This window comes from Streptomyces sp. NPDC002690, assembly GCF_053592415.1.
The window spans coordinates 1-10353 of record NZ_JBSFVR010000269.1 but is presented as its reverse complement, the minus strand read 5'-3'; the positions used below and the strand labels follow the sequence as shown (position 1 = coordinate 10353).

The window sequence follows — 10353 nt, the reverse complement described above, 5'->3', positions numbered from 1 at the left end:
TCCTTCATGGTGAACACGGCAAGGCTGAACTGGTTCTTCTGGTCGTCTTCGTAGAGCGCGACCTGCTCGCCCACGCATCCCGCCCCGGCCCCGATCAGGGCGACGAGACGGGCTCCGACCTCGCCCGGTTCCGTGCAGGAATCGAGCACGGACGTGCCCACCTCGGTGAAGGTGGTACCGGACGTGCCCGCGACCTCCTCGGGGAAGACCTCGGCAACGGGGATCATCGGCCGTCCGCCGGCGTTCGCGTCGGCTCCCTTCCCGCCCGAGGCCGGGGCGGAGGCGGAGGCCGAGGCGGAGGCGGAGGCGGAGGCCGGGGCCGAGGCGGACGTCGTCGCGCCGGCCGACCCGCCGGAGTCGTCGTCCGCGCCGCCCGTGAACCTGATGACGCCGAACGTGGCGCCCGCCGCGAGCAGCGCCAGTGCCAGGTTCCGGGGCCACACCCGGACGGGCTCGGGCTCGGGGGCCTCGGGCCCGCCCCGGGCAGTGTCCGGGTGGGAGTGCTCGTCCACCATGGTCTGCCGCCGGTCGTCCGTGGAATGGCTGGAGTTCGCGGGTCTCTCATCGTCGTGGGACATGGGCGAACCCTAATGATCACCACTGACAGGAAAATGACGGTCCCCGGGCGGCGAACAGACCGTACCGCCCGGATTCCGGCGTCGGACAAAGCCTGGTTCAGGCCGCGTTCAGATGGTGTATCGAAGATGTTCGAACGAGGTACGGGAGGAGTTCGCGCCCTATCCGACGATCGCCAGCTCGCGGGCGGTGGAGTTGAGCCGCCTGCCAGCGTCGTCGGTGACGGTCACGATGTCCTCGATCCGCACGCCGAACCGCCCCGGGAGGTAGATCCCCGGCTCCACCGAGAAGCACATCCCGGGCACCAGCGGCTGCTCCTCGCCCTCGATCATGTAGGGGGGTTCGTGGGTGGTGACCCCGATGCCGTGGCCGGTGCGGTGGATGAACCGGTCGCCGTAGCCGAATTCGGTGATGACCGCGCGCGCCGCCCGGTCGATGTCCTGGCAGGCGGCGCCGGGCCGTACGGCCGCGCATCCAGCCGCCTGGGCCTCGCGCACCACGTCGTGGACCCGCTGCTCCTCGGGGGTGGGCTCGCCGACGTGGACCGTGCGGGAGGTGTCGGAGCCGTAGCCGTACCGCAGGCCGCCGAAGTCGAGGACCACCATGTCGCCGTGCTGGATGACCCGGTCCCCGGCCTCGTGGTGCGGGTTCGCGCCGTTCGGGCCGGAGCCGACGATGGCGAAGTCCACCTGGGAGTGGCCGAATCCGATGAGCAGCTCCGTCAGGTCCGCCGAGACCTCGGTCTCCGGGCGCCCGACGAAGGGCACCTTCAGGATCTCCTCGTACGTGGCGTCCGCCGCCGCTCCCGCCGCCGCGAGCCGTTCCAGCTCCGCCGCGTCCTTGACGGCGCGCAGCATCGGCAGTACCTGGGTGAGCGAGGCGTAGGAGGTGCCCGGCAGCAGTTGCTGGAGCCCGAGCAGATGCATGGCCCAGGCGTTGTCGCTGATCCCGTACCGGCCGGCCGCGTCGAGAAGCGGGGCGGCCACCTCGTAGGGGTTCCTGGCGTCGGTCCAGTCGCGCAGCGAGAGGGCGGGGGCGCCGATCGCCGCCTCGGCGTCGGGCGCCTCCAGGGTCGGTACGACCAGCACCGGCTCCTGACCGGGTGTCAGTACGAGCAGGGTGAGGCGCTCGGTGCTGACGGGCTGGTAGCCGGTCAGGTGGACGAGGTCCGGGCCGGGCGCCACCAGGACGCCGGCCAGCCCGGCCTCGGCGGCGGAGTCGGCCGCCCGGGCCATCCGGGCCCGGTAGACGTCGGCGGTGAAGGGCTCGGGCGGGTTCGGGCTGGTCATGCGGGGCCTCCAGAGGTGCTGCCGGGTACGGCTGCCGGTGGCGGCGCACCCCTGCGCGCGCCGCACGGAGCATCCTGCCGCCGCCCGCCACGGGACGCGAGCGCCGGACGGGCGTGGCGGGACGGTTGGTACGGCGGGGACGGTCCGCCGCCGGGGCCTCATGGGCCAAAACAGGTTGCCGGGCCATCGCGCCTCCTGGTTCCCTACCGGGGCGCGTGCACGAGCCCGACGCGCCCCCAGACCCCGATCAAGGACCCCATGAAGCCGGGATACGACATACGCGCCCCTCGCCGATCCGAACTCACCGAGATCCTGGACACCGTGAACGCCGCCGGCCGGGCCGGGGACGCCACGGCGGCGGCCCAGACCGTCGACGAGTACCTGCGCGTCTGGTCGCGTCTCGACACCGGGCGGGACGCGTGGATCGTGACCGGTCCCGGCGGGGAGGTCGCGGGCTACGGACAGGTCACGTCCGAGACCGACGAGGGCCGCGTCCACGCCGACGTGTACACGCACCCCGGCCACGAGGGCGCGGGCATCGGCACCCGGCTGCTGGAACTGGCGGAGGCCCGGGCCGCCGAGCTGGCGGCGGGTGCCGGACGCGACCTCTCCTTGTTCAACTACGTCTATCTCGGAGGCGTTTCGGAGCGGCTGCTGCGCGCTCGCGGCTACCGCCGGACACGGGTCCACCAGCGGATGACGATCGCGCTGGACGGGCCGCGCGCCGCCCCGGTGTGGGCCGACGGGGTCACCCTGCGGTCGTGCACCGGGACCGCCGAGGATCTGCGGGCGGTGCACGCCTGCGTCGAGGACGCGTTCCGCGACCGCTGGGGCGGCGGGCCCCGCCCGTACGACGTATGGGCCGACGACCTGCTGTACGACGGCTTCGACCCGTCGCTCTGGCTGCTCGCGGAACGCGACGGGCGGATCGCCGGAGCGGCGCTCTGCCGGTTCCGCGACGTCCGGGGCGGGCCCGCCGGAGAGGTGGGCCAGTTGGCGGTACGCTCGCGGGACCGCAGACTCGGGATCGGGCGGTCCCTGCTGCTCAGCTCCTTCGCGCTCTTCGCCGGGCGCGGTGCGTCCTCGGTCGGCCTGGACGTCGACAGCGAGAGCCTGACGGGCGCGCATCTCCTGTACGCGCGGGCGGGGATGGCGGTCACGGTCTCCATCGGCCGGTTCGAACGCGAGGTGCCGTGCGGGACCGCGGACGGCCTCGGAGCACGGATCTGAACGGGGCGGCGGTGCGCCGCCGACGACTTGGGGGGTGTGGGGTGGGAGAGACGACGGGGTTTCGGCGGTCCCGACCGGTCAGCCGGGGCCGGTCGGCCCTGATCGCGGTCGCGCTGCTCGCCGCCGGGTGCACGACCGGGGGCGGCACGGAACCGGGAGGGGCCATGGCGCCGGAGGCCAGGGCCTATCTCGTCTCCGCCCTGGACCTGATGGAGAAGCACGCCCTGGTCACGGCGGACGTGGACTGGCGAAAGGTCCGCCAGGACGCCTTCACCCACGCGAAGGACGCACGGACGCCCGCCGATACGTACGCGCCGATCCGGCAGGCACTACGGGACATGGACGACCGGCACAGCACCTTCTTCGACCCGCAGGAGGCCGAGGCGGCCCTGAACACGCCGGAGGAGGACCTGATGCTCCCCGAAGGGCGCCGGCTCTCCGGTGGTGTCGGTTACCTGATGCTGCCTCCGGTACCGTCCGACACCGTCGCCGCCCCGTACGTCCGCGCGGGCCGCTCCGTCGTCGGCCGGATCGACGGTCAGGGCGCCTGCGGCTGGGTCGTCGATCTGCGGGGCGAGAGCGGCGGGGACATGTGGGGGCCGCTCGCCGCCGTGGGGCCGGTCCTCGGCGACGGCGAGGCCGGCGCCTTCGTCCACACGGACGGGAAGAGGGAACCGTGGGCCGTCGAGGACGGTACGCCCAGCGAGTACCTGGACACCTGGGGTCGGGCCGCTCCGCTCGCCCGCCCGCTTCCGCCCGTGGCGCTCCTGACGAGCCGCAGGACCGCGAGCGCGGGAGAGGCCGTGGTCCTCTCGTTCCTGGGTCGTCCCGGCACCCGCACGTTCGGAGAACCCACCGCGGGCCGCCCCACGGCGAACACCCCGTACGAGCTCTCGGACGGCGCCTTGCTCATCCTGACGGTGGCCCGCGAGGCCGACCGCACCGGCCGCGTCCAGGAAGGCCCCCTCGCGCCCGACGTGGTGGTCCCCGAGACACGCGGGGCGGACAAGGCCCTGAAGGCCGCCACGGCCTGGCTCTCCACCCAGCAGCCCTGCCGCGACGCCTGAAGCCCGCGCCCCGAGCCGCCCGCTCGGCGTGGGCCGCCCCGCCCGCGCTGCCCACCCCGCCCCGCCCGCGCTGCCCCGCCCGCTCAGCGCGGGCGGTGTCGGACCACCAGGTCGGCGCGGTCGCGTCCGGCCTCGACCAGCCGGGCGTTCGCCTCGTCCGAGCCCGCCACCCACCGCTCGGCGTCCGGCCTCGGCCTGCCGAACCGGACGTGCCGGTCCACCAGCCTGCGCACGCGTACGTCCGGGTCGAGTTCCAGGTACCAGGTCTCGTCGAGCAGCCCGCGCACCACGGCCCAGGGCGCGTCGTCGTGGAGGAGGTAGTTCCCCTCGGTGACGACGAGCGGGGTGCCGGGCTCCACCGCCACGGACCCGGCGATCGGCTCCTCCAGGGCGCGGTCGAAGGCGGGGGCGTAGACGGTCTCGCCGCCGTCCGTCGTGCGCCGGTCCGTACCCGGGTCACGCAGCCGTCGCAGCAGCGCCGCGTACCCGGCGGCGTCGAAGGTGTCCGGCGCACCCTTGCGGGCTGCTCGCCCCAGGCGTTCGAGCTCGGCGCCCGCGAGGTGGAAGCCGTCCATGGGGACGAGCACGGCGGTACCGCCCAGCGCCTCCACCAGGGCTGCGGCGAGGGTCGATTTCCCGGCACCGGGCGGCCCGGCGATCCCCAAGATCCGGCGCCGGCCGGGGACGACGAGCGCCCGGGCGCGGGCGGTGAGCGGGGCGAGGTCGTACGTGTCCATACGGGCATTCTGCGGGTCCGCGCAACGCCTCAGTAGGGTGGCGCAGGACCGCCGCCGTGCACGAGGAGCCGAGATGTCCCACATCGCCCTGACCACTCTGGTCGTCCACGACTACGACGAGGCCATCGCCTTCTACCGGGACGCCGTCGGGTTCGAGCTGGCCGAGGACACCGACCGGGGCGACGGCTCGCGCTGGGTCGTCGTCCGTCCGCGCGGCGCCGGTGCGGTGGGCACCGGTCTGCTGCTGGCCCGCGCGAAGGACGGGGACCAGCGGGCGGCGGTCGGCGCGCAGACCGGCGGCCGGGTCGGGTTCTTCCTGCACACCGAGGACTTCGCGGGCGACCACGCACGGATGACGGCGGCCGGGGTGCGGTTCCTGGAGGAGCCCCGGCACGAGACGTACGGCTCGGTCGCGGTCTTCGAGGACCTGTACGGCAACCGGTGGGACCTTCTCCAGCCCGCGCCCCAGCCCTTGTGAGCCGGCCGGGCGGGCGGAATCACCCGTCGCCCGCCCCACCCCTCGGCCGCTGTCCCCGGGATCGCTCCGCACGTCCGCCGGACCTTGATAGCGTCGCCCCCACGCGACTGCGGAACGCTCCCCGCCCCGGTCGTCGGCCGGCCCCGCGCGTCACCGAACGGGCCTGCGCGTACGCGGGTTCGGGGACGGTCGCCGCAGGACGAAGAGGGCCCCGGGCATGAGCCTCGCGCAGTTGCACTACACCTCGGCAGTTCCGGGGGACGAGGGGACGGTGGGACGGTTCACCGCCGTCGGCCCCGGGATACCCACGGCACTGCTCTCGGAGATCGAACCCCTTCTGGGGTACGAGCCTCCGAGGGACGTGCCGTTCCTCCCCACCGACGCCGAACTCCGCTCCATGCCGCAGGCGTTCAGCTTCACCCACCTCTCGGACGGCAGCAGGCTGCTGTCCCGGGCGGTGCCGCTGGCCGCGCCGGGCGCCGCGTCCGGGCAGTTGCGGTTCCACACCCACGCCGTGCTGCTGCCGGCCGGTGCGCGACTGCCGGGTGACCGGCTGCCGGTCGCCGCGTGGCGCTCGCCCCGCTGGGTGTCCGTCACCCCCAGCGGGGCGATACCCGACCCGCTCACCTCGCCGCACGCCGGTCCGGGCCTGGAGCGTGAGGCGCTCGGCGACTTCGCCGTCTCCCGGGGCCCGTGGCTCGCCGCCGTCTTCGCCGATCTGCGCCGGATACGGCTGGAGAACGCCTCGGGCGGAACGGCCCGGGTGGCGCTCGTGGAGCGGCAGAGCGAGGACGTGGCCCGCTGGATCGGGCTGGCTTCCACGGTCCTGCCGCCGGAGCACGCGGAGCGGCTGACGTTCACCACGTACTCACGGCGGCCCTCGCTCGCCCCGCAGCAGGTCATCGGGGTGCTACCCGAGGACGCCCATCTCCTCGACGCCGCCGAGATCCGGGTGCACCTGTGCGGCGGCCCGCACGGCCGGCCCTCCCCGCCGCCCGGTGACGCCTGGGCCGAGACCGCCGCCCGCGTCTGGCGCAACCGCGCGCCGGAACTCTTCGGCCAGGCTCGCGCGTTGCACGGCGAACCGTTCGCCGCCGGGCCGCTGGCCGTCACCGCGCTCTGCGCCGGTATCGCACTCGGGCCCGACGAACGTTCCACGGCCGCCGTCTGGGCGGCGGAGCGACCGTACACACTGAACGAGGAGCAGACGCGGAAACTGGTCGGCGCGCTGACCGCTGCCACGATCGACGACCGCAGCGGCACCGAATTCGACGCGGTGGGGCGGCTGTTCGACGCCCTGGACGGAAGGTCTCCGGCCGCCGTGACCGCCCCGCTCGCCGCGATGCTGGTGACCGAGGCGGTACGCGGCGGCAACGGCTCTCTCGAACTCCCCGACCGGAGCGCGTTCGCCGGCCCCGAGGGAAAGGCCATGTCCGAAGCGCTCGCGCCGGAGATCCTGGCCGAGCTGGGCGGCTCCGGCGCGGCGCTCGACATCGTCCGGACGGTGCAACTCCTGCGGGTGGCGCGGCTCCTGGACGTCGACTGCGCCGAGCTGCTGCCCTCCCTCGTCGACCGGGCGGCCCCCGCCCTGCTGGCCGCCCCCGACTTCGCCTGGGGTCCGGCCCTTTTGGAGCTGCTGGACGAGCAGTTCGACGTACGGACCGCACTGCTGGTGGCGCTGGACCGGATCACCCCGGACGATCCCGCCGCCATGGAGCGGCTGTTGGGGAGGGTGCCGCTTCCCTTCACCGGGACGCAGTCGCTGCCGCATCTGCGCATGTGCGCCGAGTCACGTGCGATCAGGGCGAGTTGCGGTGAGGACCGGATCTCCGCCTTGAGCCGGGTGCTGCGGACCGCCGGGATCTCACCGTTCGCCGAGCCGCTGGTGCTGCGCTCGGCCGTGGGTCTCGTCTGGGCGGACCGGGAGCCGACCGCCACGGAGGCCCGGATGCTGCTGGAGGCGGCCACGTCGGACGCGCACCGCAGCGCGGGGACCTGGTCACACCTGGTCGGCGCGGCGCTGGGCGCGGCGGCCGACGACACGGACGCGACCGAGCTGGCGCACGATCTGCTGCGCGGCTTCCCGCACCAGATCCTCGGCCGGGAGCGCGGCGCGCTGCTTCTGCTGGACTTCGCGCGCACGATGCGCGGGCCGGGCGCCGCTCCGGAAGCCGACGGGGCGAAGGCACCGGACGAGGCGGCACCCGGGGAGGGCTGGGCGGATCGGGCACTCGCCCTGCGTCCGGCCGCCGAACCGGTGGAACCGGGAGTCCTGGAGCACGCGTTCGGCGCACTCGCCCGTCGCCTGCTCGCGCCGGAGCGGCCGGAAGCGGAGCTGTACGCCTTCGTGCACACCGACGACCCGGACCTGCTCGCCGCCTACGGCAGGGCCGCACGGGAGGAGCCGGTACTCGCCCGGCTGCGGTCCGATCCCGCGTTCGCCGCCGACTGCTACCTGAACTGGAGTGCCCATCCGCACGCGGGCGCCCACTGGGCGGGTACCAGCACCGCCCTGCTGGAGGAGGTGCTGCGGCCCGCCGTGCGCGAGCTGTCCTCCGCCGGGGTCCTGGCGGTGGAGGAGGCCGTGGGCCGGGCCGGCAGCAGTGGCCGGACGGATGCCTTCCGCGCGTGGAACCGGCGCCAGGCGGGCACGCTCGGCCGGATCGGCCGCCGGCTGGCGGGCAGGGTACGCCGCTCTTGACGGGGCGAGGCGTTCTCCCCGCGCCGGCGCTCGCGGTCAGGACGGCCGGGCGGCCCGCGGATCGCGTCCGAGGAAGCCCACGAACCGGTCCACGGCCGGGGCGTCCTCGGGGACCGGCACGATCTCGCCGAACGCCTGCCCCTCGCCCCGGAACCGCGGTGGCAGCGTGACCCGTGCGCGGGCCAGCGCCTCCGCTCCTTCCTCCTCGGTGAAGGGGACCGTCTGCCCGGTGGCGACGGCGAGGTCCCAGCCGTGGCCCAGGTACTCCATGAGCGTCATGTCGAAGACCATCGGCGCGGGCAACTCGCCCTCCCGGACCCGGACCTGACGGTCGAACCCGTGCGTGCGCCATCCGGCGAGCAGCCCCTGCGCGGCGGCCCTGAACTCACCGGCCGGGTCGTCGCCGCAGACGTGGGCCGCCGGATCACCTTCGTACGCGCGGCCCTCGCATCCCGCCTCGAAGACCTGGAGCCAGCCCACGAGGTGGTTGCGCAGCGCCTCCACGTCGTAGGTCTCGCAGGTGGTCGGCAGGGAGAGCTGGTCCGGGCGGACGCCCTCGACGAGGTCCCCGGTCTTGGACAGGATTCCAGCGAGGAGTTCGATGTCGCTCATGGCGGGAGCTTAAGTGCTGCCCCGCGATCGGCCCCGGATCGGTGTGCCGCGTCGCGGCGGGCCGAGAGCCCGGCCACCCGGCAGGGACGCCGCAGTGAACGTGAACAGGGACGCCGCCACCCCGCTCCCCGCCCGTCCTTGCTCCCGGGCGTCCGAGCGGTGGGCCACCGGCGTCTCGTCCTGGTCGCGGGCGCGCTGGTGACCGGGTATCCGGTGTTCGTCGCCCGCATGGTCGAACCCGACGGGCCCTGGGACGCCGAGCCTCCCCCGGAGCGGATTCCGACGGGCCGACAGGCCATGGCCGTCGTCCCCGTCACCGGAAGACAGCCCCGCACTTCGAGTGCGTACGTGTGAGGTGGCGATGGGCGGGTAACGGCTGAACACCAGCCCCGCACCCCGCGCGCACCGGCTCCGTACGTTTCACCTCCGGCGCGGGCGAGAAGGCCACTGCGACGAGAGAGGCGACCGCCGAACGATGCAGAACACGACTGACTCCACCCAGTGCGCTCCGGCCATGACCTACACCCTGATGCTCGAGAAGATCCGCTACGACGGCGCGTACCCGACCAAGGAACGGGCCGAGGAAGCGGTACGTCTCGTACTGGCCGGGCTCGGAGGACAGCTGTCCGGAACCGAGCGCGAGAGCCTGGCGGTCCGGCTCCCGGGGGACGCCGCCGGCATCTTCCTCGCCGGCAGACCCGAAGCGCCGCTCACCGGACGTGATTTCGTCACCTCGCTCGCCCTGCGGACCGGCGCGAGCACCGCCACCACCCGCTGGGACACGGGCTCCGTCCTGACCACGGTGGCCCAGCTCGCCGGTCCCGATCTCCTGGCCCGGGTGCTCCAGGCTCTCCCCCAGGGGTACGCGCTCCTCTTCGGCCGCGCCGAACTCGCCCGCGCCGCCTGAGAAAGTGCCGGGCAACTGATCGCTCGCGTCGTGTTGCCGATGGGTGATGATCTTCGCGGGTCAGGCACCGGCGAAGATCATCCACCTGTGTGCCTCTTCCTGGAGGCCCTGCCATGAATCGTCGTCGACGGATGCTCAGTGGGCGGTGATCGAGCCGCTTCTCCCGGTGCGTGACCTGCGGCGCGTGGCCGTCCGCTGAAGTTCTCGCGCCGGCTGGTCCTGGACACGGTGCTGTACGTGCTGGGCACCCGCTGTGCCTGGCGGCTGGTTCCGCATGATCCGGTGCCGCGGGACGTCGCCTGCCGGTGGTTCAGGTCATGGGCGCCCGACGGGACCCGGGACCGGCTGCACTGCGCGTCGCGGGACCGTGTCCGGGTGGCCGACGGCCGTGATCCCGAGCCGTCGGCCACCGTGCTGGACCCGCGGTCGGCGAAGTCACCGTGCTGGACCCGCGGTCGGCGAAGTCGTGTCAAGGCTGCGGGAACGTCGGCTACGACGCGGGAGAAGCGGACGTGAAAGGCTTCCAGGTGCTGCCCCGCGGGTGGGTGGTGGACCGGACGTCTTACGGTCCCGAGCCAGGAGCCTCCCGCCGATCCGGGTTGCCCGCCGCGGCGTGACGGTCGCCGCGCCGCTGTTGGCCCCCGTGATCCTTGAGAAGATCTCTTCCATGTCTGAGGATCCGAAGGCCCCGGAAGCTGCATGGGCAGATGGCAAGACCCTGTACGACGTCGTTCCCGGCCTCGACGCTGTCACCGG

11 protein-coding genes are annotated in these 10353 nt (G+C 73.9%); 7 read left to right on the top strand and 4 right to left on the bottom strand.

The window, feature by feature from the left end:
* Positions 1–578 (bottom strand): hypothetical protein (locus ACWD3D_RS26765; RefSeq protein WP_451463348.1); only part of this gene is annotated, 578 nt, incomplete at its 3' end.
* A 159-nt stretch (positions 579–737) separates the two neighbouring features.
* On the bottom strand, positions 738–1865 hold the full coding sequence (locus ACWD3D_RS26760) for a M24 family metallopeptidase (RefSeq protein ID WP_451463347.1): 1128 nt from the start codon (positions 1863–1865) through the stop codon (positions 738–740).
* Positions 1866–2123: 258 nt separating this feature from the next.
* On the opposite strand from ACWD3D_RS26760, the gene ACWD3D_RS26755 reads away from it, so the two are divergent.
* Complete coding sequence (locus ACWD3D_RS26755; protein WP_451463346.1) at positions 2124–3095, top strand: GNAT family N-acetyltransferase; 972 nt, start codon at positions 2124–2126, stop codon at positions 3093–3095.
* Between the two features lie 164 nt (positions 3096–3259).
* On the top strand, positions 3260–4162 hold the full coding sequence (locus ACWD3D_RS26750; protein WP_451463345.1) for a S41 family peptidase: 903 nt from the start codon (positions 3260–3262) through the stop codon (positions 4160–4162).
* 83 nt (positions 4163–4245) lie between these two features.
* On the opposite strand, the gene ACWD3D_RS26745 is transcribed toward ACWD3D_RS26750, so the two are convergent.
* Positions 4246–4899 carry a nucleoside/nucleotide kinase family protein gene (locus tag ACWD3D_RS26745; RefSeq protein WP_451463344.1) on the bottom strand — a complete coding sequence of 218 codons (654 nt, stop codon included), beginning with the start codon at positions 4897–4899 and terminating at the stop codon, positions 4246–4248.
* Positions 4900–4972: 73 nt separating this feature from the next.
* Between ACWD3D_RS26745 and ACWD3D_RS26740 the strand changes: the two genes are divergently transcribed.
* Positions 4973–5377: a VOC family protein gene (locus ACWD3D_RS26740; RefSeq protein WP_451463343.1), complete on the top strand. Its 405-nt coding sequence runs from the start codon at positions 4973–4975 to the stop codon at positions 5375–5377.
* 217 nt (positions 5378–5594) lie between these two features.
* On the top strand, positions 5595–8078 hold the full coding sequence (locus ACWD3D_RS26735; protein WP_451463342.1) for a GTPase-associated protein 1-related protein: 2484 nt from the start codon (positions 5595–5597) through the stop codon (positions 8076–8078).
* A 36-nt stretch (positions 8079–8114) separates the two neighbouring features.
* Here the strand turns inward: ACWD3D_RS26735 and ACWD3D_RS26730 are convergent, their stop codons facing one another.
* Complete coding sequence (locus ACWD3D_RS26730; RefSeq protein WP_451463341.1) at positions 8115–8690, bottom strand: TIGR03086 family metal-binding protein; 576 nt, start codon at positions 8688–8690, stop codon at positions 8115–8117.
* Positions 8691–8849: 159 nt separating this feature from the next.
* Between ACWD3D_RS26730 and ACWD3D_RS26725 the strand changes: the two genes are divergently transcribed.
* From ACWD3D_RS26725 to ACWD3D_RS26715, 3 genes are all read left to right on the top strand, one after another.
* The gene (locus ACWD3D_RS26725; RefSeq protein ID WP_451463340.1) at positions 8850–9044 is read left to right on the top strand and encodes a hypothetical protein; all 195 of its coding nucleotides are present in this window, start codon (positions 8850–8852) and stop codon (positions 9042–9044) included.
* 121 nt (positions 9045–9165) lie between these two features.
* On the top strand, positions 9166–9597 hold the full coding sequence (locus tag ACWD3D_RS26720) for a DUF2267 domain-containing protein (RefSeq protein ID WP_451463339.1): 432 nt from the start codon (positions 9166–9168) through the stop codon (positions 9595–9597).
* A gap of 195 nt (positions 9598–9792) precedes the next feature.
* A complete protein-coding gene (locus ACWD3D_RS26715; RefSeq protein WP_451463349.1) occupies positions 9793–10113 on the top strand; it encodes a transposase in 321 nt (106 codons plus the stop codon).
* Positions 10114–10353: the final 240 nt, after the last annotated feature.

Excerpts from the sequence above, each read along its gene's own strand:
- ACWD3D_RS26760 (WP_451463347.1), bottom strand. The coding sequence starts at position 1,865 with ATGACCAGCCCGAACCCGCCCGAGCCCTTCACCGCCGACGTCTACCGG.
- ACWD3D_RS26755 (WP_451463346.1), top strand. The coding sequence starts at position 2,124 with ATGAAGCCGGGATACGACATACGCGCCCCTCGCCGATCCGAACTCACC.
- ACWD3D_RS26750 (WP_451463345.1), top strand. The coding sequence starts at position 3,260 with ATGGCGCCGGAGGCCAGGGCCTATCTCGTCTCCGCCCTGGACCTGATG.
- ACWD3D_RS26745 (WP_451463344.1), bottom strand. The coding sequence starts at position 4,899 with ATGGACACGTACGACCTCGCCCCGCTCACCGCCCGCGCCCGGGCGCTC.
- ACWD3D_RS26740 (WP_451463343.1), top strand. The coding sequence starts at position 4,973 with ATGTCCCACATCGCCCTGACCACTCTGGTCGTCCACGACTACGACGAG.
- ACWD3D_RS26735 (WP_451463342.1), top strand. The coding sequence starts at position 5,595 with ATGAGCCTCGCGCAGTTGCACTACACCTCGGCAGTTCCGGGGGACGAG.
- ACWD3D_RS26730 (WP_451463341.1), bottom strand. The coding sequence starts at position 8,690 with ATGAGCGACATCGAACTCCTCGCTGGAATCCTGTCCAAGACCGGGGAC.
- ACWD3D_RS26720 (WP_451463339.1), top strand. The coding sequence starts at position 9,166 with ATGCAGAACACGACTGACTCCACCCAGTGCGCTCCGGCCATGACCTAC.